21 protein-coding genes and 1 pseudogene are annotated in these 21899 nt (G+C 63.8%); 11 read left to right on the top strand and 11 right to left on the bottom strand.

The annotated features are described in order from the left end of the window. Positions 1-7: 7 nt before the first annotated feature. From paaI to V3C40_RS08430, 11 genes and pseudogenes are all read left to right on the top strand, one after another. On the top strand, positions 8-433 hold the full coding sequence (gene paaI / locus V3C40_RS08480; protein WP_425324010.1) for a hydroxyphenylacetyl-CoA thioesterase PaaI: 426 nt from the start codon (positions 8-10) through the stop codon (positions 431-433). Between the two features lie 67 nt (positions 434-500). Continuing rightward, on the top strand, positions 501-1829 hold the full coding sequence (gene paaK / locus V3C40_RS08475) for a phenylacetate--CoA ligase PaaK (RefSeq protein WP_034746368.1): 1329 nt from the start codon (positions 501-503) through the stop codon (positions 1827-1829). Positions 1830-1851: 22 nt separating this feature from the next. Then, the gene (pcaF, locus tag V3C40_RS08470; protein ID WP_331777157.1) at positions 1852-3057 is read left to right on the top strand and encodes a 3-oxoadipyl-CoA thiolase; all 1206 of its coding nucleotides are present in this window, start codon (positions 1852-1854) and stop codon (positions 3055-3057) included. A 90-nt stretch (positions 3058-3147) separates the two neighbouring features. Then, positions 3148-4299, top strand: a complete 1152-nt coding sequence (locus tag V3C40_RS08465; RefSeq protein WP_070301131.1) for an ABC transporter substrate-binding protein — start codon at positions 3148-3150, stop codon at positions 4297-4299. Positions 4300-4384: 85 nt separating this feature from the next. Continuing rightward, positions 4385-5263, top strand: a complete 879-nt coding sequence (locus V3C40_RS08460) for a branched-chain amino acid ABC transporter permease (protein ID WP_034780386.1) — start codon at positions 4385-4387, stop codon at positions 5261-5263. Then, a complete protein-coding gene (locus V3C40_RS08455) occupies positions 5260-6243 on the top strand; it encodes a branched-chain amino acid ABC transporter permease (RefSeq protein ID WP_331777156.1) in 984 nt (327 codons plus the stop codon). Before V3C40_RS08460 ends, V3C40_RS08455 begins: the two co-directional genes overlap by 4 nt. A 1-nt stretch (position 6244) precedes the next feature. Continuing rightward, on the top strand, positions 6245-7000 hold the full coding sequence (locus tag V3C40_RS08450; RefSeq protein WP_331777155.1) for an ABC transporter ATP-binding protein: 756 nt from the start codon (positions 6245-6247) through the stop codon (positions 6998-7000). Further along, the gene (locus V3C40_RS08445) at positions 7000-7731 is read left to right on the top strand and encodes an ABC transporter ATP-binding protein (protein ID WP_080698401.1); all 732 of its coding nucleotides are present in this window, start codon (positions 7000-7002) and stop codon (positions 7729-7731) included. The genes V3C40_RS08450 and V3C40_RS08445 overlap by 1 nt, the downstream gene beginning before the upstream one ends. A gap of 77 nt (positions 7732-7808) precedes the next feature. After that, positions 7809-8423, top strand: coding sequence for a phenylacetic acid degradation protein PaaY (paaY, locus tag V3C40_RS08440; RefSeq protein WP_034746376.1), 615 nt, complete (start codon positions 7809-7811; stop codon positions 8421-8423). Positions 8424-8524: 101 nt separating this feature from the next. After that, positions 8525-10576, top strand: coding sequence for a phenylacetic acid degradation bifunctional protein PaaZ (gene paaZ, locus V3C40_RS08435; protein ID WP_331777154.1), 2052 nt, complete (start codon positions 8525-8527; stop codon positions 10574-10576). Between the two features lie 119 nt (positions 10577-10695). Next, a pseudogene (locus tag V3C40_RS08430) lies at positions 10696-11640 on the top strand (acyltransferase family protein); the annotation flags it as partial. 16 nt (positions 11641-11656) lie between these two features. Here V3C40_RS08430 and V3C40_RS08425 read toward each other — a convergent pair. The 11 genes from V3C40_RS08425 to V3C40_RS08375 form a co-directional block, all read right to left on the bottom strand. Next, positions 11657-12892, bottom strand: a complete 1236-nt coding sequence (locus V3C40_RS08425; RefSeq protein WP_331777153.1) for a glycosyltransferase family 4 protein — start codon at positions 12890-12892, stop codon at positions 11657-11659. 302 nt (positions 12893-13194) lie between these two features. Further along, positions 13195-14418, bottom strand: a complete 1224-nt coding sequence (locus tag V3C40_RS08420) for a M24 family metallopeptidase (RefSeq protein ID WP_331777152.1) — start codon at positions 14416-14418, stop codon at positions 13195-13197. 45 nt (positions 14419-14463) lie between these two features. Next, on the bottom strand, positions 14464-15000 hold the full coding sequence (locus V3C40_RS08415; protein ID WP_319990651.1) for a type II secretion system protein: 537 nt from the start codon (positions 14998-15000) through the stop codon (positions 14464-14466). Further along, the gene (locus V3C40_RS08410; RefSeq protein ID WP_331777151.1) at positions 14987-15370 is read right to left on the bottom strand and encodes a type II secretion system protein; all 384 of its coding nucleotides are present in this window, start codon (positions 15368-15370) and stop codon (positions 14987-14989) included. The genes V3C40_RS08415 and V3C40_RS08410 overlap by 14 nt, the downstream gene beginning before the upstream one ends. A 5-nt stretch (positions 15371-15375) precedes the next feature. Then, the gene (locus V3C40_RS08405) at positions 15376-15846 is read right to left on the bottom strand and encodes a type II secretion system protein (protein ID WP_331777150.1); all 471 of its coding nucleotides are present in this window, start codon (positions 15844-15846) and stop codon (positions 15376-15378) included. Next, positions 15843-17744 carry a secretin and TonB N-terminal domain-containing protein gene (locus V3C40_RS08400; protein WP_331777149.1) on the bottom strand — a complete coding sequence of 634 codons (1902 nt, stop codon included), beginning with the start codon at positions 17742-17744 and terminating at the stop codon, positions 15843-15845. The genes V3C40_RS08405 and V3C40_RS08400 overlap by 4 nt, the downstream gene beginning before the upstream one ends. Then, positions 17741-18280, bottom strand: coding sequence for a hypothetical protein (locus tag V3C40_RS08395; RefSeq protein WP_331777148.1), 540 nt, complete (start codon positions 18278-18280; stop codon positions 17741-17743). Before V3C40_RS08395 ends, V3C40_RS08400 begins: the two co-directional genes overlap by 4 nt. Continuing rightward, positions 18277-18897, bottom strand: coding sequence for a type 4a pilus biogenesis protein PilO (pilO, locus tag V3C40_RS08390; protein WP_331777147.1), 621 nt, complete (start codon positions 18895-18897; stop codon positions 18277-18279). Before pilO ends, V3C40_RS08395 begins: the two co-directional genes overlap by 4 nt. Continuing rightward, on the bottom strand, positions 18885-19427 hold the full coding sequence (locus V3C40_RS08385) for a hypothetical protein (protein WP_331777146.1): 543 nt from the start codon (positions 19425-19427) through the stop codon (positions 18885-18887). The genes pilO and V3C40_RS08385 overlap by 13 nt, the downstream gene beginning before the upstream one ends. After that, on the bottom strand, positions 19418-20206 hold the full coding sequence (locus tag V3C40_RS08380; RefSeq protein WP_331777145.1) for a hypothetical protein: 789 nt from the start codon (positions 20204-20206) through the stop codon (positions 19418-19420). Before V3C40_RS08380 ends, V3C40_RS08385 begins: the two co-directional genes overlap by 10 nt. Beyond that, positions 20193-21890 carry a GspE/PulE family protein gene (locus tag V3C40_RS08375; RefSeq protein ID WP_331777144.1) on the bottom strand — a complete coding sequence of 566 codons (1698 nt, stop codon included), beginning with the start codon at positions 21888-21890 and terminating at the stop codon, positions 20193-20195. Before V3C40_RS08375 ends, V3C40_RS08380 begins: the two co-directional genes overlap by 14 nt. Positions 21891-21899 lie beyond the last annotated feature (9 nt).

The following is a 21899-nucleotide window of genomic DNA, read 5'->3' as shown; positions in this document are numbered from 1 at the left end:
CCACAACATGACCGCGCAAGCCCTGGCCGAAGCGGCCGCCGCCTCGATGCTGTCGCGCGATAACGCCACCGCCGCCATGGGCATCTCCCTGGCCGGCGTGGGGCCCGGCCATGCGCGCATGACGATGACGGTGCGCGCCGACATGCTCAACGGCCACCAGACCTGCCACGGCGGTTTCATCTTCGCCCTGGCCGACAGCGCCTTCGCCTTTGCCTGCAACAGCTACAACATGAATACCGTGGGCGCCGGCTGCACCATCGACTATCTGGCGCCGGGCCGCGAAGGCGACGTGCTGACGGCGCACGCCGTCGAACAGGCGCTGGCCGGCAAGAGCGGCGTTTATGACGTCAAGGTCAGCAATCAGGAAGGCCGCGCCATTGCGCTCTTCCGCGGCAAGTCGATCCGCGTGGCCGGTGAAGTGATCAGCAATTGAAGTGACAAGAGCAGGTTTGAACTGCCAGTACCGATTGAACAGTTAAAGAATTAAACAGGAGACAATGATGGTCCAACGTACGCCTTCCCCGAATGACCTCGAGCCGATCGAGCGCGCCAGCAAGGATGAACTGCAGGCGCTGCAGCTCGAACGCATGAAATGGACGCTCAAGCACGCGTATGACAACGTGCCCCATTACCGCGCCGCTTTTGACGAAGCGGGCGTGCATCCGGACGACCTCAAATCCCTGGCGGACCTGGCCAAATTCCCGTTCACCGATAAGAAGGTCTTGCGCGACAATTACCCGTTCGGCCTGTTCGCCGTGCCACGCGAGCAAGTGGTGCGCATCCACGCGTCGAGCGGTACCACGGGCAAGGCCACGGTGGTCGGCTACACGCAGAACGACATCGATACCTGGGCCAACGTGGTGGCGCGTTCGATCCGTGCAGGCGGCGGGCGCGCCGGCGACATGGTGCATATCTCCTACGGCTACGGCCTGTTCACGGGCGGCCTGGGTGCGCACTATGGCGCTGAGCGTTTGGGCTGCACGGTCATCCCGATGTCCGGCGGGCAGACGGAAAAGCAGGTGCAGCTGATCCAGGATTTCAAGCCTTCGATCATCATGGTCACGCCATCGTACATGCTCAACATCATCGAGGAATTCACGCGCCAGGGCCTGGACCCGGCGGAATCGTCGCTGAAGGTGGGCATCTTCGGCGCCGAGCCGTGGACGGACGCCATGCGTTCGGAGATCGAAGCGCGCGCCGGCATCGACGCCGTCGATATCTACGGCCTGTCCGAAGTAATGGGTCCTGGCGTGGCATCCGAGTGCATCGAAAGCAAGGACGGTCCCGTCATCTGGGAAGACCATTTCTACCCGGAGATCATCGACCCGGAAACGGGCGAAGTGCTGCCGGACGGCGAAGAGGGCGAACTGGTGTTTACCTCTTTGTCGAAAGAAGCGTTGCCCATCATCCGCTACCGCACGCGCGACCTGACCCGTTTGCTGCCGCCGACGTCGCGCTCGATGCGCCGCATCGGCAAGATCACGGGCCGCTCGGACGACATGCTGATCATCCGCGGCGTGAACGTCTTCCCCACACAGATCGAAGAGCTGATCCTCAAGATGCCGCGCCTGGCGCCGCAATACCAGCTGGTGGTGACGCGCGACGGCCACCTCGACAAACTGGAAGTGATCGCCGAATTGCGTATCGACCTGACCGCCACCATCTCGGCCAGCGAAACGGACGCGCTGGCGCGCGAGCTGGAACACCGCATCAAGACCCACGTGGGCGTGAGCACCCGCGTGCGCCTGGTGGCCGCCGCCGGCATCGAGCGCACCTTGACGGGCAAGGCCCGCCGCGTGGTCGACCAGCGCCCGAAGATTTTCTCCTGATAGCCCGAACAAGGAAGCAGACATGAACGAAGCCTTTATCTGTGACGCCGTACGTACCCCGTTTGGCCGCTACGGCGGCGCGCTGTCCAGCGTACGCGCTGATGACCTGGGCGCGCTGCCGATCGCCGCGCTGATCGCCCGCAACCCGTCCGTCGACTGGTCCGCCATCGACGACGTGTTCTACGGCTGCGCCAACCAAGCGGGCGAAGACAACCGCAACGTGGGCCGCATGGCCGCGCTGCTGGCCGGCTTGCCGGTCGACGTGCCGGCCAATACCATCAATCGCCTGTGCGGCTCCAGCCTGGATGCCGTGGGCCTGGCGGCGCGCTCGATCAAGGCGGGCGAAGCTGAGCTGATCATCGCCGGCGGCGTGGAAAGCATGACGCGCGCGCCGTTCGTGATGGGCAAGGCCGACAGCGCGTTTTCGCGCGCGGCGAAAATCGAAGACACGACCCTGGGCTGGCGTTTTGTGAACGGCAAGATGAAGGCGCAGTACGGTATCGACACCATGCCGGAAACGGCGGAAAACGTGGCCGTGGAGTTCGGCATCAGCCGCGCCGACCAGGATGGTCTAGCCTTGCGCAGCCAGCAGCGCTGGGCCGCCGCCCATGCTGTCGGCGTGTTCGAGCGCGAAATCGTGCCCGTCGCCGTGCCGCAGAAAAAGGGCGATCCTAAGATGGTCACCAGTGACGAACATCCGCGTCCCGATACCTCGCTGGAGATGCTGGCAAAGCTCAAGGGCGTGGTCAAGCCGGATGGCACGGTCACGGCCGGCAATGCCTCGGGCTTGAACGACGGCGCTTGCGCCATCCTGCTGGCGTCCGCCGCCGCCGTCGACAAATACAAGCTGACGCCGCGTGCAAAAGTGCTGGGCATGGCCACGGCCGGCCTGGCGCCGCGCATCATGGGCTTTGGCCCTTCGCCCGCGTCGCGCAAGGTGCTGGCGCAGACGGGATTGACCATCGAGCAGATGGACGTCATCGAACTCAATGAGGCGTTTGCGGCGCAGGCCCTGGCCGTCACGCGCGACCTGGGTCTGGCTGACGATGCGGCCCACGTGAATCCGAATGGCGGCGCGATCGCCATCGGCCACCCGCTGGGCGCATCGGGCGCGCGCCTGGTGCTGGCGGCCCTGAACCAGCTGGAACGCACGGGCGGGCGCTATGCGCTGTGCACCATGTGCATCGGCGTGGGGCAGGGGATTGCTGTCGTGATCGAACGCGTATAAACGCGTATAACAAAGTAAAAACAAAAGGCGCAGGCTTGTAAAAAAGCGCCAACCAAAATTGACCGTAGTGCCAACCTGGTGGAGACCATAATGATTGCCAATATCTTCAAGAAAACCCTGATCGCCGGCGTGCTGGCCATGTCCGCAGCGGGTGCGTATGCGGCCGAGAACATCAAGATCGGTTCCGTGCTGTCCGTCACGGGACCTGCCGCCTTCCTGGGCGACCCTGAACTGAAAACCCTGCAGCTGTATATCGAGAAGATCAACGCAGCCGGCGGCGTCCTGGGACGCAAGCTGGAACTCGTGCATTACGACGACGGCAGCGATGCGGCCAAGGCCAACGGCTTTACCAAGCGGTTGATCGAGTCCGACAAGGTCGATGTGCTGATCGGCGGCACGACCACGGGTGCGACGATGGCGATGGCGCCGCTGGTGGAGCGCGCCAGCATGCCGTTCATCTCGCTGGCGGGCGCCGTGGTGATCATCGACCCGGTCAAGAAATGGGTCTTCAAGACGCCGCACACGGATCGCATGGCGGCCGAGAAGGTGTTCGAGGACATGAAGAAGCGCGGCATCAGCAAGGTGGGCCTGCTGTCGGAAACGAGCGGCTTTGGCGCCTCGGGTCGCAAGGAGTCGCAAATCGTCGCATCGAAATACGGCATCACCCTGGTAGCCGATGAAACCTACGGCCCGAAAGATACGGACATCACGGCGCAGCTGACCCGCATCAAGAACACCAAGGGTGTGCAAGCCGTGTTCGTTTTCGGCCTGGGCCAGGGGCCGGCCGTCGTGACGAAGAACTATGGCCAGCTGGGTATGGCCGCGCTGCCGCTGTACCAGTCGCATGGCGTGGCGTCGGACGAGTATTTGAAACTGTCGGGCAAGTCCGCCGAAGGCGTGCGCCTGCCAACACCTGCCCTGTTGATCGGCGCCATGCTGCCAGACAGCGATGCACAGAAGGCCGTCGTCGTCGGCTACGACAAGACGTATAAAGACCGCTACAAGATCGATCCGTCGACCTTCGGCGGCTATGCGCTCGACGCCCTGAACCTGTCGGTCGACGCCATCAAGCGCGCCGGCGGCACGGACCGCGAAAAAGTGCGCGCGGCGCTGGAATCGACCAAGGGTTTTGTGGGCACCACCGGTGTCTTCAACATGTCGGCCAAAGACCACATGGGCCTGGATCTGTCGGCGTTCCGCATGGTCGAAGTGAAGAACGGCGAATGGCAATTGTCGAAGTGATGTTCGAAACAAGGTAAGCCGGAAGTACCTGCGCGAGGCCGCCCTCGAAGGCGGCCCGCGCATCGCCGAACATATTGGAGACACCATGGAAGTCGCACAATTTCTACAATTTCTGTATTCCGGGATGACGGTCGGTTCCGCCTATGCGCTGGCGGCGCTGGGCTTTACCATCATCTACAACACCAGCGGCGTGATCAACTTCGCCCAGGGCGAATTCATCATGCTGGGCGGGATGCTGGCCGCCGTGATGTCGGCCGCCGGCGTGCCGCTGCCGCTGGCCATCATCCTGGCCGTCATCGCCACCGGTATCGTTGGCCTGCTGATGGAAAAAACCGTGATCGAGCCGGCGCAAAATGCGCAGGTCATCACGCTGCTGATCATCACCATCGGCGCCTCTCTCGTGCTGCGCGGCCTTGTGCAAATCTGGCTGGGCAAGGATACGCACTCGCTGCCAGCGTTTTCCGGCGACGCGCCGATCGAATTTTTGGGCGCCAGCCTGCTGCCACAAAGCCTGTGGGTGCTGGGCGTGACGGTCGTCATCGTGCTGGTGCTGGGTTGGTTCTTCGGCCGCACCCTGATGGGCAAGGCCATGCTGGCCACGTCGCACAACAAGCTGGCCGCGCAACTGGTGGGTATCAACACGCGCAAGGTACTGCTGTTCTCGTTCGGCCTGTCGGCCCTGCTGGGTGCTGCCGGCGGCATCCTCGTCGCACCGATCACTTACACGTCCTACGACGCTGGCATCATGCTGGGCCTGAAAGGCTTTGTCGCCGCTGTTCTCGGTGGCCTCGGTGGCGGCGCGGGCGCGATTGCCGGTGGCCTGATCCTCGGTATTGCCGAAGCCATGACGGCCGGTTACATCTCGTCGGCGTATAAAGACGCGGTGCCTTTCGTGCTGATCCTGCTGATCCTGTTTTTCCTGCCGCAAGGCTTGTTCGGCGCTAAAAATTCGGAGCGTGTATGAAGAATTTATTTACCCGCTCGCGCCATGGCGGCCTGCTGGTGCTGGCGTTGATCCTGGCCATCCTGCCCCTGTTCCTCAGCAATGCGTTCTACTATGACGTGGCGATCCGCATTGCGCTGAACGCCATCGTCGTCGTCGGCCTTAATCTGCTGATGGGCTACACGGGCCAGATCAGCCTCGGTCACGCGGGTTTCTATGGCCTGGGCGCGTATGCGTCGGCCGTGCTGACCACGCACTATGGCTGGCCGCCGCTGGCCGCCCTGGCCGCCGGTGCCGTCGCCACGGGTCTGCTGGCACTGCTGCTGGCGCGCCCCGTCTTGAAGCTCAAGGGCCATACCTTGGCCATGGCGACCCTGGGCCTGGGCATCATCATTTCCATCGTCATCAACAACGAGACGCAGTGGACGGGCGGCCCGGACGGCATCGGCGTCTCCGCCTTCGGTGTCGCCGGCCTGGAGATCGCCGGTGAAAAATCGTGGTACCTGGTGTGCGCCGTGCTGCTGTTGCTGGTCACCTGGCTGGCCCTGAACCTGATCGATTCGCCCGTCGGCCGCGCGCTGCAGGCGATTCACGGTTCGGAAGTGGCGGCCCGCGTCGTCGGCGTCGATACGACGCGCTTCAAGGTGCGCGTGTTCGTGCTGTCGGCCGTCATTGCCAGCATCGCGGGCAGTATCAGCGCCCATTACATCGGTTTCATCACGCCCAACCTGGCCGGCTTCTTCCACTCGATCGAGCTGGTGACGATGGTGGTGGTGGGCGGCATGGCGTCGATCTTCGGTTCCATCATCGGTGCGGCACTGCTGACGATTCTGCCGCAGCTGCTGTCCAGTTTTGAAGGCTGGGAAACGGTGGTGTTTGGCGTGATCCTGATGGCCACCATGATCTTCATGCCGAAAGGCCTGGTACCGAGCCTGGCCAGCCGTTCGCGCAAGCGGGCAGCCACGCCGAAAGCACCGCCTAAATCTGCACAGGAGGTCTGAGATGCTGACAATTAACAAGCTGAGCAAGAGCTTCGGCGGCGTGCACGCGGTGCAGGACGTCAGTTTTACGGTCAAGGAAGGCAATATCCACTCCGTGATCGGGCCGAACGGCGCAGGCAAGACGACTCTGTTCAACCTGATCACCGGCGTCTACACGCCAACAAAGGGCGAGATTTTGCTCAATGGCGAGAACGTGGCCGCCATGTCGCCCGATGCGCTGGCGCGGCGCGGCATGAGCCGCACCTTCCAGAACCTGCAAGTGTGCATGAACATGACGGCCATCGATAACGTGATGGTGGGCGCGCACCTGCGCCTGAACCAGAACCTGTTCGCTTCCATGTTGCGTTTGCCGTCCGTGCGCCGCGCCGATGCGGCTTGCCGCGACGAGGCGGCCAGCCTGATGGAGTTTGTCGGCGTGGGCCGGCATATCGATGACGAGGCGGGGCAGATGTCGTATGGCGCCTTGAAACGCCTGGAAATCGCCCGCGCGCTGGCGGCCAAGCCGAAGGTGCTGCTGCTCGATGAGCCGGCGGCCGGCTTGAACCATACGGAGACGGGCGAGATCGAAGCCCTGATCCGCAAGGTGGCGCAATCGGGCGTAACGGTGGTGCTGGTCGAGCATGACATGAAACTGGTGATGAATCTGTCGGACCATATCCTGGTGCTCGACTATGGCAAGAAGCTGGCCGAAGGGACCGCCGCCGAAGTGCGCGCAAACCCCGACGTGGTGGCGGCCTATCTGGGAGTGGCGGCATGATGAAGATGGAAAAACCCCAGGCACCGCTGGTGCTCGATATCGCCGGCTTGACCAGCCATTACGGCCGCATCCAGGCCCTGCACGGCATCGACCTGCAAGTGCGCCAGGGCCAGCTGGTGGCGCTGGTGGGCGCGAATGGCGCCGGCAAGACGACCCTGCTGCGGGCGATCTCCGGCGTGCAGCCGATCAGCGCCGGCAGCATCACCTTCGCCGGCCAGGACGTCAGCCGCATGAGCGCCGACAAGCGCGTGCGCAGCGGCATCTGCCAGGTGCCGGAAGGGCGCCAAGTGTTCGGCCCCATGACGGTGGAAGACAACCTGCGCCTCGGCGCGTTTACACGTCCGCCGCAAGACGTGGCCGGTGACATGGAGCGCATGTACGGCCTGTTCCCGATCCTGAAGGAAAAGCGCCTGCTGCTGGCCGGGACGCTATCGGGCGGACAGCAGCAGATGCTGGCCATGGCGCGCGCGCTGATGGGCCGTCCGCAACTGCTGCTGCTCGACGAGCCGAGCATGGGCCTGGCGCCGCTCCTGATCGCGGAAATCTTCCGCATCGTGGCTGAACTGCGCGACCAGGGCATCACCATCTTCCTCGTCGAGCAGAACGCGCACGCCGCCCTGTCGATCGCCGACGTGGGTTATGTGATCGAGACGGGCGCCATCACCTTGTCCGGGCCCGGTCCTGAATTGCTGCATAACGAGCAGGTGCAGAGCGCCTACTTGGGTATGTGATGACGTAGGTCGGATTAGCGCTTGCGCGTAATCCGACATCAGCCGCTACGGCTGGCAATAATGTTTTGGAGAGCAATATGGTCAAAGTCTACGAAATCAACGGCGTCACCCCCGTCGTCCACCCCAGCGCCTACGTGCATCCGTCGGCGGTGCTGATCGGCGACGTGATCATCGGCCCGCGCTGCTATATCGGCCCGCTGGCATCGATCCGCGGCGACTTCGGCCGCCTGATACTGGAAGAAGGTGCCAACCTGCAGGACACCTGCGTCATGCACGGCTTTCCCGGCTGCGACACGGTGGTCGAAGTCGACGGCCATGTCGGCCACGGCGCCGTGCTGCACGGCTGCCGCATCGGCCGCAATGCGCTCGTCGGCATGAACTCCGTGGTGATGGACAACGCCGTCATCGGCGAGGAATCCATCGTCGCCGCCATGAGTTTTGTGAAAGCGGGCATGATCGTCGCGCCGCGCAGCATGGTCGTCGGCACGCCCGCCAAGATCATCCGCGCACTGACCGACGATGAAATCAAATGGAAAAGCTCGGGCACGGGCCAGTACCACGAACTGGCCGTGCGCTCCATGCAGACGATGCGCGAAGTGGAAGCCCTGACGCAAGTCGAGGCGAACCGCCAGCGCCTGAATTTCGAATCCGCCTTGCCGCTGCACCTGCACAAGAACGCAGCGGCGCAGTAACCTTTAACCCTTTAAATGCTGGGGTCAGTCCTTTCAGGATCGGAATAGATGCCATTGGCATCCATTCCCCCGACGGGTCTGACCCCTAACGGAGAAACCACATGGCTCAAATATCCACCCTGCAAAGCCTGATCGCCGGCCGCTGGCTGGGCGAAAGCGCCGCCGTGCCCCTGCACAGCGCCTTGAACAACCGCGTCATCTATCACACGCATGCGGAAAAGATCGACTTCGACGAAGCCGTCACCTATGCGCGCAAGACGGGCGTGCCGGGCCTGATGGCGCTGGACTTCCAGCAGCGCGCCGCGCGCCTGAAGGCGCTGGCGCTGTACCTGGTCGAGCGCAAGGAAGAGCTGTATGCGATCTCGCATCTGTCGGGCGCCACGCGCGCCGACAGCTGGGTCGATATCGAAGGCGGCACGGGCACCCTGTTCGCCTATGCCAGCATGGGCAGCAACGAGCTGCCGTCGTCGAACGTGCTGCACGAAGGCCCGGCCATCGCGCTAGGCAAGAAGGGCGGTTTCGCCGGCACGCACATCCTGGTGCCGCGCGGCGGCCTGGCCGTGCATATCAACGCCTTCAACTTCCCCATCTGGGGCTTGCTGGAAAAATTCGCGCCCAGCTTCCTGGCGGCCATGCCCTGCATCGCCAAGCCGGCCACGGCGACGAGCTATCTGACGCAGGCCGTCGTGCGCATGATGCATGAATCGGGCTTGCTGCCGGCCGGCAGTTTGCAGCTGGTGATCGGCTCCACGGGCGACTTGCTGGACCGCCTGAACGGCCAGGATTTCGTGACATTCACGGGTTCGGCCGCGACGGCCGCCAAGTTGCGCACGAATCCGAACCTGATCGCCCAGTCCGTGCCCTTCAACGGCGAAGCCGATTCGCTCAATTGCGCCATCCTGGCACCGGACGTCACGCCAGACGATGTGGAATTCGACCTGTTCGTCAGGGAAGTCGTGCGCGAGATGACGGGCAAGTCGGGCCAGAAGTGCACGGCGATTCGCCGCATCATCGTGCCCGAGCACCTGATGGACGCCGTCGGCACGCGCCTGCGCGAGCGCCTGGCCAAGGTGGTGGTGGGCGATCCGTCCATCGAAGGCGTGCGCATGGGCGCGCTGGCGTCGAAAGAGCAGCAGAACGACGTGGCCGAACGTGTCGCCACCCTGTCGCAGGGTAATGAAGTGGTGTTCGGCGCGGCCGACGGTTTCAATCCGCTCGGCGATGGCGCCATCGACGGCAGCTTCTTCTCGCCGACCTTGCTGATGTGCCGCGATGCGTTTGGCAACGACGCCGTGCATGACGTGGAAGCGTTTGGCCCCGTCAGCACCATGATGGGCTACCACGATATCGACGAGGCGCTGGCCCTGGCCGCGCGCGGCAAGGGCAGCCTGGTGAGCACCCTGGTGACGCGCGATCCGAAGATCGCCGCGCGCGTGGTGCCGCAAGTGGCGGCCACGCATGGCCGCGTCCACGTGCTCGAGCGCGTCGCTTCCGTCGATTCGACGGGCCATGGCTCGCCCCTGCCGCAACTGAAGCACGGCGGCCCTGGCCGCGCGGGCGGTGGCGAGGAGCTGGGCGGCGTGCGTGCCGTGCGCCACTACCTGCAGCGGGCGGCCGTGCAAGGCTCGCCGACCATGCTGGCGGCGATCACCGGTGAATACGTGCGCGGCGCGGACGTCAACGAAAGCCCAATCCACCCGTTCCGCAAGCACTTCGAGGACTTGAAGACGGGCGACTCGCTGCTCACGCACCGCCGCACCGTCAGCGAAGCGGACATCGTCGCCTTCGGCGGCATCTCGGGCGACTTCTTCTACATGCACTTCGATGAAATCGCGGCGAAAGAGTCGCAGTTCGGCAAGCGCATCGCCCACGGCTACTTCGTGCTGTCGGCTGCCGCCGGCCTGTTCGTCTCGCCCGGCGTCGGTCCCGTGCTGGCCAACTATGGCCTGGACAACCTGCGCTTCGTCGCGCCCGTCGCCATTGGCGACACCATTCGCGCCCGCCTGACGTGCAAGCGCAAGGTCGACCGCAACCGCAAGGACGTGTTTGGCGTAGGCCAGGGCGTGGTCGCGTGGGACGTGCAGGTGACGAACCAGAATGAGGAACTGGTGGCCAGCTACGACATCCTGACCCTGGTGTCGAAGCGCGAGTAAGCATCTGCCGCAGCACTGGTGTGAACGGCGCCGCCCGCGATCTTCGCGCGGGCGGCGCTTTTTTTTCGCGCACGGCGATTTACAGATGATTTAAAAATATTAAATGTTAATATTATGGAATGCTAAAAATACTACAAGCTGGGAGGGCGCTGGCGGCCATCAGTGTCGCCGCCTTTCATCTGTCGATCGCCATGGGAGTGCCGCGTTACGGTGGCGAGCCGGTTTTTTATGAATGGACACGCCACATCGGCGGGGTACGGTTTTTCTTTGTCCTTTCCGGCTTTATTATTCTATTTGCCCATTACCACGAGATAGGCCAGCCGTCGGCGTGGCGGCCCTTTATCTTCCGGCGCTTTATTCGGCTGTATCCCATTTATTGGCTATATACCGTCCCATTTTGCCTGCTGGTGGCTGCCGGCCTGGGCACCGATGCGCGCATTCCCTCTGGCTGGGCCGATTGGCTAACATCATTGACCTTGATACGATTCACCGCTGCCGTGCCGCCATTGACGGTGGCTTGGAGTTTGTTTCATGAAGTGGCTTTTTATGCGATGTTTTCGCTGTTGATTCTTAACCGGCGCCTGGGCATGGCGGGATTTGCAGCGGTCGCCCTGTTCAGCGTTATTTACTATAACTATCCGGCTGTAGCGCAGCGCAGCGCGGGCAATGTTTATACTGCTGCCTATAATTTGTATTTCCTGTTCGGCATGGGGGCCTTCTACCTATACCGGCGCGGCGGGCGCGGCTGGATCGAGCTGGCGGTGGGGAGCGGGATATCGGCAGCCGCATTATTGGTCGCGCCACTGCCCCACGAATTATCGTATCTGCTACTGATACTGGGCTTTGCTTTCTTGCTGGCCGGCGCGGCCAAGCTAGAGACGGCACAATATATCCGCGTGCCAACCGTCCTGGTCGCGCTGGGAAATGCCTCGTATACCATTTACCTGATCCACGAGCAGCTCCAGGGCTTGCTGCTGAAGCTGCTGATCAAGAGCCAATTGGCGGCGCTGCTCGGCCCCCGCTGCACCTATCTGCTGGTACTGCTGGGTGCCATCGGTCTGGGGTATGTGGCGTACCTGCTTATCGAGCGGCCGCTGACGGCGGCTTTGCGCCGACGCTTTCAACCAGCTCGCGGTAGCGCGAGTGTAGCCTATGCAGTATCGTCTGGGCCGTGTACGGAGCTGCCTGCTGCTGACAGGCCCAAGGATTCGACGGCTGCGACAAAATCTGCATGATCGCCAGCATGAAGGGTAGGGGTGCGTGCTCGCGCACGAGGCGCCCGATGTTGTCGTTGGGAATCAGGCGGGCTGCCTCGCCAGCATCGGTGCTGACCACCGGCACGCCGCAATAGAGGGCTTCCAGGAGAACCACTGGCATACCCTCGAAGGCCGATGACAGGCAAAGGCAATCAACGGCATTCATCCATTCTGAAATCTGCTGATGGGAACGGGGAGCGAGTATGCGAACGTCTGCCCCCAGCCCTTGCTCGAGGATAAAGCGTCGCATGTCCGATTCCAGCTCGCCCACACCTATCATGATCAGAATGGTGTCGTCGCGATGGCGTTTGAATTCCTGGTATGCCTGTAACAATAACAGCGGATTTTTTTGACCGACAAAGCGCCCCACGAACAGCAGTATTTTTTTGCCCCGGTCAAATTGGTGCTGGCGGGCGAATTGCTGTTTCAACTGCCGGCGTCCGCTCACCGGCAACGGATGGAAGACCGTCTCATCGACCCAGGTGGGAATGAATTGAATGCAATCGCGCATGGCCGGATAATGTTGTTGGTAATGCGTGACCGCGTCGGCTCTGACGATATAGACCTGCTTGATCCGTGCGATCAAATGGCGTTCGAGCCAAAAATAGATGGCCGGGAAGCGTGACCATTTCACTTCTGATTTTGGATTGTAATAGTCTTTCCCGTGATGGCCGTGCAGGAACAGAATTTTATGGTTGGACGCCAGCCAGAATACGGCGCTGGGCTCGATCCGGTGAAATTCCAGCAGGGCGCCGTGCAAATCAATTTGCGCGCGATGACGCCACAAGGCCCAGGCGAATTTCAGCGTGCGCGGTATCTTTTCGCGCCGGCCGATAGGGGCCTCCATCACCGGGAGGAAATGAAAGCTGCGTCCATCCAGTTCCAACTGTTGCCAGCGGCCGACCGGGTGGAGCTGAATATCGACGCTGACGCCGACGAAATAGATATCGAAGTCGTGCGGTGCAAATTTAATCAGTGCGCGAATAATGCTGCCTATGCCGCCCACATTGGGGTGGGTTGGATCATAAGGATGAAATTGAATCACGCGTATCTTGGCCATATTTCCTCCCTGGATGGCCATTACATCAGAATGTGGTAAAAATGTAAATTAATTATTTGAAAGTTAATTTATATTTATTGGTAATATCGCCGCACCAGGAGGCGGCAGGCCGTCAAGCTGCATGAAAAACTGGCCGTCTTTGCAGCCATTCCCGGCCAGCATGAGCATGACGCGTAGCTGGGCGGGGAATTCGATGCCGGATATGCCGCGGTGGCATCCGAAGTGCGCAACTTGGCGCGGGGAGGCGCGCCAGTGGCTGCCACCGTGCCGGCGGCACGGCGGCTGGCGTTAACGAAGGCTGCTTAAGCCCGCAGCCCGAACGGATCGTCGATGCTGTGCGCGGGCTGCGTGAACCAGCGCGGACCGTTTTCCGTCATGTAAAAATGGTCTTCGTGGCGAATGCCGAATTCGCCGGGGATGCAGATCATCGGCTCGTTCGAGAAACACATGCCCACGTCGAGCGGCGTCGTGTCATTGCCCACCAGGTAGGGCCACTCGTGGATATCGAGGCCAATGCCGTGGCCCGTGCGGTGCGGCAGGCCCGGCAGCTTGTAGCCGGGACCGTAGCCGTCGGCTTCCAGCGACACGCGCGCGGCGCGGTCGACGTCACCGCAGGGCACGCCCAGCTGCGCGGCCGCGAACGCGGCGGCCTGCGCTGCCTTTTCGCTGTTCCATACGGAGCGCTGGCGCTCGCTGATCTGTCCAAACACATAGGTGCGCGTGATGTCGGAGATGTAGTTCATCACCTGGCAGCCCGTGTCGATCAGTACCGTGTCGCCCGCTTTCAGGGTTTGCACGTAGTTGACGCCATGCGGATAGGCCGTCGCCTCGCCGAACAGCACGATGCAGAAATACGAGCGGGGCGCGCCGACCTTGCGGTGCGCGCGCTGGATGAATTCTTCCACTTCCACTGTCGTGATGCCTTCGTACAGCATGCTGGCCGTGGCCACGTGCACGGCCAGGGTCATGTCCATCACGCGCTGCATCAGGGCGATTTCCGCCGGAGACTTGCGGCTGCGGCAGTAGGCCGTGACGGCGCGCGCGTTTTCCAGCGTATAGCCGGGGGCCAGCGGCTTGATGCCATCGTAGATGAAGAAGGCGGCGCTTTCGCAGATGCCCACGCGCGGCGGCGCGGCCGTATCCTGGGTTATCCCCATGCGCGCCAGCACGTCGGCGAACAGCTGGTACGGGCTTTCATGCTCTTCCCAGCAATTGACACGGCCTTCGATGAGCATGAAGCCTTGCAAGGTGCTTTCCTCGAACGCGGGAGCGATGTATTCGATGTCGCCGCTGGCCGGCAGGAGGGCGCCCACCATGCGTTCGCTGGCATACCATTTGGTGCCCGTGAAATAGGTGAGGTTGGCGCCCGCGTTCAGGTAGATCGCGGCGATGCCCTGCTGGCGCATGAACGCTTGCGCCTTGGCGATGCGTTGCGCATGTTCGTCCTTGCCGATGGCGACCATGCCGCCCGTCATGTCCGACAGCGATGCCAATGCCTGTTCGATGGAAGTGCCACCTATGCTCATGCCTGCTCCTTTGCTCGATGCTGAATATGGAATGCGGGCATGATATCAGTTCGCGCCTTTCGGCTTGAGCCCGGGCGCGCCGCCGGCCGCATCGGGCGGGGCCAGCACCAGGTCGTGCGGATACGTGAAGTGCCAGTCCGCGTAGCGCTGCTTGCGACGCAGGCTCGCGTCTTCATCGAGAAAATTGTCCTGCTTGATGGGCAACTGCGGCGACAGCGAATGGATGCCGACGATGCGTCCCTCCTGGCGCAGCAGCCCCCATTCCGCCTTGCCCGTGACGGGATCCGCATACAGGCGGCGCAGATGCCGCCGGGCGTTGGCAAAGCGCGGGTCGCGCAGCAGTTCCTGCAGGGTCAATGGATAGCGGGGCCGCCCGTCGCCCGGCGTGCTGTCGTAGTAGCGGCCCAGCGCATTGCGGAATTCATGGCCGATGAACAGCAGCTCGCGCTCCTTGTCGCGCCGCGCGGCCGTGGCATGCAATTCGCTGGCCAGTACCAGGCCCACGCCCATGAAGGCCACCAGCATCAGGGTCCAGATATACGCGAAGCCCTGTGCGCGGCGTTGAAAACTAGAGCTGCTCAAAGGGGATGCCCTCGCGCGTCTTGCCCTTGGCGCCGCTGCGCACGTCGGCCACGCCGCCGATCTCGCCATTGGGCGAAGGGATCAGCTGCCAGGTGGCGGCGGACTCCGTGACGGGGTCGAGCGGCACGCTGCGGAAATAATGGTGGGTCACCAGGTCGGCCAGCGCGGCCGGATACTCGCCCTTGTCGGCATAGTATTTATCGAGGCCGCTCCTGAGTACTTGCAGGTTTTCCTTCAGCGCGACTTCCTTCGATTTTTCCACGGAACCGAAATAGCGGGGGATGGCGATCGTCAGCAGCAGCGAGATGATCGCCAGCACCACCAGCAGTTCGACCAGGGTGAAGCCGCGACGTCGAGAGGAGGCAGGCATGGGGTTCACCATTGATTGAGCGGCACGCCGTTCAGGCCCACCTTGGTCGAGCGCGAGGCGACATCGAACACGTCCTCGCCTTCGCTGGGATTGTCGGGCGGCGAGGCATAGGCGCGCTTGCTCCAGCTGTCGGCGGCGCTGCCTTCTTCCCTGGGCTGGAACGGGTCGCGCGGCAAGCGGCGAAGGAAATAGATGTTTTGCTTGGACGGGCTGCGCTGGTCGGGCACGCCCTCGACCAGTTCCTCGAGTTTTTTCGGATAGCCGGAGGCGCCCAGCGACAGCTTGATGCGGCCATTGTCCGAAGCGCGCTTGTAGGCATCGATCGCTTCGCGCATCTCGATCAGGGCGCTGCGCAACTGCTGCTCCTTCGCCCGTTGCAAGGCCACCTGCGCCATCGGCACGGCCACCGTGGCCAGGGTCGCCATGATGGCCAGGGTGATCATCAGCTCGATGAAGGTAAATCCCCTTGGCTTCACTGGCCACCTTTGCCTGATTTTTCGCCGGCGGCGGGCGCCTCGTCGCCGCCCGTCATGGGCGAGCCGGTGCGCGGCGCTGCCTGCTCGGGCGCGGCGATGGCCTCGGGAGAGCCGCCCACGCTGGCGCGTCCGCCCACGGATGCCTCGGTGCCCGAGTTGAATTCGGCCGTCATCAGGTCCGGGCGGCGGATGCTGCGCAGCAGGCGCGGCGTGATCGACAGCACGATCTCGCTGCGCATGGCGTCGTCCTTCTGGCTGCCAAACAGGCGGTTCAGCACGGGCAGTTCGCCCACGCCCGGCACCTTGTTGGCCGTGCCCCGGTCTTCATCGCTGATCAGGCCGGCCAGCACCTGGGTCTCGCCATCCTTCAGGCGCAGCACGGTGGACGCGCTGCGCGTGCCGATCTGGTAAGCCTGCGTGCCCGTCTTGCTGATCACTTCCTTGACGACGTTTGACACTTCCAGGTTGATCTTGATGGCCACTTCGTCGTCCAGATAGACGTTCGGTTCCACGTCGAGCTTCAGGCCCACGTCGATGTAGTTGACGCTGTCGGAGCTGACGCCGTTATTCGTTGTGACGGTAATGACGGGCACGCGGTCGCCGATGAGGATCTTGGCTTTTTCCTTGTTGCGCACGCGGATGCGCGGGTTGGCGAGGATATTGCTGTCGCTGTCCGTCTTGTTGGCATTCAGGGTGACGCCGCCGATGCCCAGGTTGATATTGTCGCCATTGATGCGGTGCAGGTCCGCCACTTTCAGGCCGCCCAGGCCTCCCGTGCTGCCTGCAACGCCGGCCAAGGTCAGGCTGGCCTGGTCCGGCCAGCGCACGCCCAGCTCCATCAGGCGCGTGCGTTTGACTTCCAGCACCTCGACTTCCAGCATCACTTCCGGATCGGCCAGGTCCTGCACATTGATAATGCGCTCGGCCATGCGCACCATTTCCGGCGTATCGCGCAGCATGATGATGCCCAGGCGTTCATCGGTGACGACGTCCTTGGCCTTGAGCAGGGTCTTGATGGAAAACGCCACCGTCTTGACGTCGGCATTGGCGAGGAAAAAAGTGCGCACGACGAGCTGCTGGTAATCCTTCACCTTTTGCGGCGTGTTCGGATAGATCGTGATCGATTTGTCGCTGGTGACGCTTTGTTCCAGCTGGTTCGCGCCCAGCAGCATGGCAATCGCCTCTTCGATGCTGGTGTCGCGCACGGAGATGGTGGCGCGCAGGGCCGGGTCGACTTCCTTGTCGAAGACGAAGTTCAGGCCCGACACCTTGCTGATGAAATCGAACACGGAGCGCAGCGGCGCGTCGCGAAACTCGAGGGTGACGGGTTTCCTGTAGGCGGCCGCCAGCTTGCCGCCGGCCGGCAGGCTTTTCGACTGCGCTTCGCCGATGCGGCTTTTCAGGGCCAGCGCCTCGCGCTGCGCGGGGCGTTCCTGCAGCACCTGGCGCAAGGCTTCCTGCGCCTGTGCGACATTCGCTTCGCCACCGCGCAGGTAGCTGGCCTGCGCTTCCTGCACCAGCTTGCGGTGCCGTTCATCCTGCGCCACGCCGGCCAGGCCCCGCTGCGCCACGTCGTTGCTGGCGTCCAGTGCCAGTGCCTGCTGGTACAGCGCTTGCGCTTCGGGCAGCTTGCCCTGCTGGCGCAACGCCTCGGCGCGGCGATTCAGATTGTTCAGCGCGCGCATCCTGCCATTCGTGACGGCGATGCGGTACTTGGCGTTGGTCGGTTCGGCCTGCGCCGCCTGTTCCAGCAGGGCCAGTCCCTGTTCCGTGCGGCCCGCGCCCAGCATGGCCTGGCCATCGTTGTAGGCCTGGTTGCCGGCGCAGGCGGCCAGCAAGGACAGCACCGGCAGCAGGGTGATGAGATTACGAGAAATACGTGCGGCGCATCGTTTCAATTGAGGTCCCCTACGGCGAGTGTCTGTTTCTGGTTGAGCGGCAGATAGGTAAATTGCAGGGCGCCTTGCACCACGCCGTCGAAGCGGTAACGCTCTTCGAGCGTGTCGCCGGGGCGCGCCACCACGTTGCGTTCGCCCGCTTGCAGGAAGTAGGCCGCCTTGCCTTCATCGACAAAGCGGCCGAGGAATTGAAATGGCAGCGGTGGCGGCGCATTCGCATCGACGCGGGCGGCGGGCAGCGCGGCCTGGGCCGCCTGCTGGTCGAGCATGATTTTTTTCGGCGTCTCAGGTTGCCAGCTTTGCTTGGCGAACAGGCTGGCCGCTTCCTCGTCGTCGAGTCCACGGCGCGGTTCGATGGCCAGCGCGCGATTGGTTTGCGGAGTTGCAGTGGCGGCAGCGATGGGAGCTGGCGCCACCCGCTCCACCTGGCGCGGCGTGGCCGTGGCCGGTCCCACGATGCTGCCTTCGTCCTCTGGCGCGAACAGGGCGGCCAGCAAGGTCGCCACGGCGGCGCCTCCCAGTACGGCTTTTTTCATCGGCGCACCTCCGCCTTCTTCACCAGCAGGATGAACTGGATGCGCGCGTCGATCTCGCCCGCCTCGATCTGCTCGCGCTTGAAGAGCACGGAGTCCAAGGTCAGGGTGGGCAGCGCCTGCAGGGCGTCGACGATAAAGGTTTGCAGCTGCGCGTATTCGGCCTTGACGGGCAGGGTGATCTGGTAGCGCAAAAAGGCCGTGTTGCCGTCTTCCTGCGGCTTGTAGTCGGCCTTGGCCAGGGTGACGCCGCTCTTTTGCGCCACTTCCAGCAAGGCCTTCAGCTGGTCGGGAATGCTGTCATGCGCGGGCAGGTAGGCGTGAAAGGCGGCCAGGCTGTCGGCATCCGCATCGAGCGTGACGGGTGACGGCGGCAGCGCCGCCTGTTTTGCCATCATGGCCAGCTGCGCGCGCAATTGCACCTGGCGCTCGGCCAGGGCATCGCCCTGCCGCACGGCGAAAGCGGCCAGCGCGAGGCAGGCCGCACCGATGGCGCTGGGCCAGCCCAGCATGCGCCACAGACGCGCGGCTTCCCACGCCAGCCGCGGCGGCACGTGCAGCTGCAGACGCGCTCGGGCCACGGGCGTGCCGGCTTTTAACACGGGTTTTATTGCCGCCATTGCGCCTCCAGCTGAAAACGGTAAGGGTGTTCGGGAGTGTTCGCGTTCATCTCGTGCTTGAGCAGATACACGGAGCTGAACATGGGCTGCTGGTTCAGGAAGGCCAGGTAATTGAGCATGTCCTGCGGCGTTTCCGCTTCGGCGGCGATCTTCAGGACGCTGGCGCCATCCTGTCCCTGCTGCGCGTTCAGGTCCAGCCCCAGCAGGGCCACGCGCACGTCGCGAGGCGCCTGCACCGTCTTGACCAGGCGCGTGACGGGCAGGTTGAGCTGGCGCACGGCGGCAGCCACCTGTTTCAGTTCGAGGTCGCGTTCGCGCTGCTGGCTCGCCGAGAGGGGCGCGCGCACGGGACGCGTGGGCTGCAGCTGCGCCAGTTGCGCTTCCAGGCGCCGCGTTTCCTGCGCCTGCACCAGCCAGTACACGGCGGCCGGCAGCAGCAGCAAGCCGCCCGCCAGGCACAGGGCCAGGCGCCAGCCCTTGAAGGTTTGCGCCGCTCCAGGCGGCAGGAACTCCAGGCGGCTCAGGCCCATGCGGCCTCCCGCATCAGGTGGGCGCCGCTGACCACGGCGACGGGCACGAAGCGTTCCGGCACGTTCGCTTGCGGCACGCCGCTCAAGTCGATCAACGCCACCTGGTCGATGGCGTCGAGCTGTGGCGCACGCAAGTTCCAGCGCCGCCAGGCCCGGTCCAGTTCATCGCCCCAGTCCGTGGCGCAGGACTGGCTGTGCAGGGCCGTGATGCGCCCGCCGCTCGCCGTTGCCAGCAGCAGCCGTCCCGCTTCCACCAGGGCGAAGGCGTCGGGCTTGGCACCGGCGATGCTGCGCCAGGCCGGCCCGGCGATCGGTTCGATGGACAGGCAGCGCCGGCCATGCGCGGCCGCCGCATCCTGCACGCCTTGCAGCAGGGCCGCATCGATGCCGCAGGCCAGGCGCGGCTTGCAATAGGGCGCGTCGTCGGCGGCCAGGCGCCAGGCGCGCGCGCCATCGCCGTAGACGGCGGCGAACTGGCTATGCAGGAAGCGCTGTGCGCTGGCCCGGTCGAGCAGTGCTCCGCTCCACGGCACCACTTGCATGGCGCACCAGCGGCTGGCCAGGCTGACGGCCAGCGGCAGTTTTTTTTCACTATGCTGTTCGAGCCAGCCACGCAGGGCGGCCAGCGCCACTTCCCAGCTGGCGTCGGGATTCGCAATGGGCAGGTGGAAGGCGCTGTCCGCCACGGGACGACCGGCGCGGCGCAGCACGCCGTGCAGCCCGTGCGGGGCCAGGTGCAGGCACACGGTGGCGCGGGCAAGGTGTTCAATAAGTGACACGATTGAGCTCCGCTAAAGTGGTTTCCCCGCGCCGCACCAGATCCAGGCCCGCTTCGCGCGCCAGGCGAAAGCCGTTGCGTGCCGCTTCTTCCTTCATCTGGCTCAGGGGGGCGCGCGTGCAGATCATTTCGCGCATTGCGTCGCTGAGCATCAAGACTTCGGCGACGGCCTTGCGCCCCTTGTAGCCGGTGCCGCGGCAGTGGCCGCAGCCCTTGCCGGCCATGAATTGCCAGTCCTGCACCTGATGCAGGGCCAGGCCGCTGTCGCGCAGCTGCTGCGCATCGGCCAGCACTTCGGCGCTGGCGTCGACGGCGCAATGGGCGCAATTGAGGCGCAGCAGGCGCTGCGCCACGATGCCGTTCAGGGCGGCCGCAAAGCTGTAGGCATCGACGCCCATGTGCAGGAAGCGGCCGACCACATCAAAGACGTTGTTCGCGTGCACGGTGGTAAACACCAGGTGGCCCGTGAGCGCGGCCTGCACGGCGATCTGCGCCGTTTCATCGTCGCGGATTTCGCCGATCATGATCTTGTCGGGGTCGTGGCGCAGGATGGAACGCAGGCCGCGCGCAAACGTCAGTCCCTTCTTTTCGTTGACGGGGATCTGCAGCACGCGCGGCAAGCGATATTCGACGGGGTCTTCGATGGTGACGATCTTGTCGCGCCCCGTGTTGATTTCCGTGATGGCCGCGTACAGGGTGGTGGTCTTGCCGGAACCCGTGGGCCCCGTCACCAGCAGCATGCCGTGGGGCTTGGCGGCCAGGCGGCGGATCTGCTCGATGGCGTCCTCGTTCAAACCCAGGCTTTCCAGGCGCAGCGCCTGCGCCGCCTCCGTCAGCGCGCGCCGGTCCAGCAGGCGCAATACGGCGTCCTCGCCAAAGATATTGGGCATGATGGAAACGCGAAAATCGATCTCCGCCCCTTTCACTCGCACCTTGAAGCGGCCATCCTGGGGGATCCGGCGCTCGGCGATGTCGAGATCGGCCATGACCTTGATGCGCGAGATGATCTGCTCGGCCATCGCCAGCCCCTGCACCTGGCCCGCCTGCACCAGCACGCCGTCGACGCGGTATTTGATGACCAGGCTGGCCACGTCGCATTCGAGGTGGATGTCGCTGGCCTGGAATTTCAGGGCGTCGTAGATGGTGGAGTTCACCAGTTTGACCACCGGGCTGCTGTCCTCGCTGATGCGGATCAGCGAGATGTCTTCGATGCTCTGGTCCAGGCCAGGCACATCGTCCCCATGCTGCATTTCCTGCATCGCCTGCTGCACGCTTTCCTGCTGCAGCAAATAGGCGGCCAGGTCGTCCGGGTGCGCCAGCGCCACCGTAAAGGACGTGGACAGGGCGAAGTCGGCCCACTGCAGCAAGTCTTCGGCAAACGGGTTGCCGATGACGAGCACGGGCGGCGCGCCGGGAACGCCAGGCTGCAGCAGCACGCAGTCGCGCTGGGCGCAATCCGTGTAGGGCAGCAGGCCAAAGGCGGGCAAGGCGGCCTGCAGCTCGGCCATCGTCCAGGCCGGGTAGCGGAACAGGACGGCCAGCTGGCGCAAAAAGACTTCGGGCGGCAGGGCCGCCGTTTCCTGCAGCACGGCCATCTGCGGGCGGCCCTGTTCCAGCGCGCTGGCGTGGGCGCGGCGCAGCATGGCGGCATCGAGCACGGCCCGTTCTCCGTCGCGTGCGTTCATGGCATGCTC

The sequence above is a fragment of the Janthinobacterium sp. LS2A genome (assembly GCF_036543145.1).
Classification (GTDB): Bacteria; Pseudomonadota; Gammaproteobacteria; order Burkholderiales; family Burkholderiaceae_D; genus Janthinobacterium; species Janthinobacterium aestuarii.
This window is presented reverse-complemented; position numbering and strand designations above follow the sequence as displayed.

Excerpts from the sequence above, each read along its gene's own strand:
- paaI (WP_425324010.1), top strand. The coding sequence starts at position 8 with ATGACCGCGCAAGCCCTGGCCGAAGCGGCCGCCGCCTCGATGCTGTCG.
- paaK (WP_034746368.1), top strand. The coding sequence starts at position 501 with ATGGTCCAACGTACGCCTTCCCCGAATGACCTCGAGCCGATCGAGCGC.
- pcaF (WP_331777157.1), top strand. The coding sequence starts at position 1,852 with ATGAACGAAGCCTTTATCTGTGACGCCGTACGTACCCCGTTTGGCCGC.
- V3C40_RS08465 (WP_070301131.1), top strand. The coding sequence starts at position 3,148 with ATGATTGCCAATATCTTCAAGAAAACCCTGATCGCCGGCGTGCTGGCC.
- V3C40_RS08460 (WP_034780386.1), top strand. The coding sequence starts at position 4,385 with ATGGAAGTCGCACAATTTCTACAATTTCTGTATTCCGGGATGACGGTC.
- V3C40_RS08455 (WP_331777156.1), top strand. The coding sequence starts at position 5,260 with ATGAAGAATTTATTTACCCGCTCGCGCCATGGCGGCCTGCTGGTGCTG.
- V3C40_RS08450 (WP_331777155.1), top strand. The coding sequence starts at position 6,245 with ATGCTGACAATTAACAAGCTGAGCAAGAGCTTCGGCGGCGTGCACGCG.
- V3C40_RS08445 (WP_080698401.1), top strand. The coding sequence starts at position 7,000 with ATGAAGATGGAAAAACCCCAGGCACCGCTGGTGCTCGATATCGCCGGC.
- paaY (WP_034746376.1), top strand. The coding sequence starts at position 7,809 with ATGGTCAAAGTCTACGAAATCAACGGCGTCACCCCCGTCGTCCACCCC.
- paaZ (WP_331777154.1), top strand. The coding sequence starts at position 8,525 with ATGGCTCAAATATCCACCCTGCAAAGCCTGATCGCCGGCCGCTGGCTG.
- V3C40_RS08425 (WP_331777153.1), bottom strand. The coding sequence starts at position 12,892 with ATGGCCAAGATACGCGTGATTCAATTTCATCCTTATGATCCAACCCAC.
- V3C40_RS08420 (WP_331777152.1), bottom strand. The coding sequence starts at position 14,418 with ATGAGCATAGGTGGCACTTCCATCGAACAGGCATTGGCATCGCTGTCG.
- V3C40_RS08410 (WP_331777151.1), bottom strand. The coding sequence starts at position 15,370 with ATGCCTGCCTCCTCTCGACGTCGCGGCTTCACCCTGGTCGAACTGCTG.
- V3C40_RS08395 (WP_331777148.1), bottom strand. The coding sequence starts at position 18,280 with ATGAAAAAAGCCGTACTGGGAGGCGCCGCCGTGGCGACCTTGCTGGCC.
- pilO (WP_331777147.1), bottom strand. The coding sequence starts at position 18,897 with ATGGCGGCAATAAAACCCGTGTTAAAAGCCGGCACGCCCGTGGCCCGA.
- V3C40_RS08385 (WP_331777146.1), bottom strand. The coding sequence starts at position 19,427 with ATGGGCCTGAGCCGCCTGGAGTTCCTGCCGCCTGGAGCGGCGCAAACC.
- V3C40_RS08375 (WP_331777144.1), bottom strand. The coding sequence starts at position 21,890 with ATGAACGCACGCGACGGAGAACGGGCCGTGCTCGATGCCGCCATGCTG.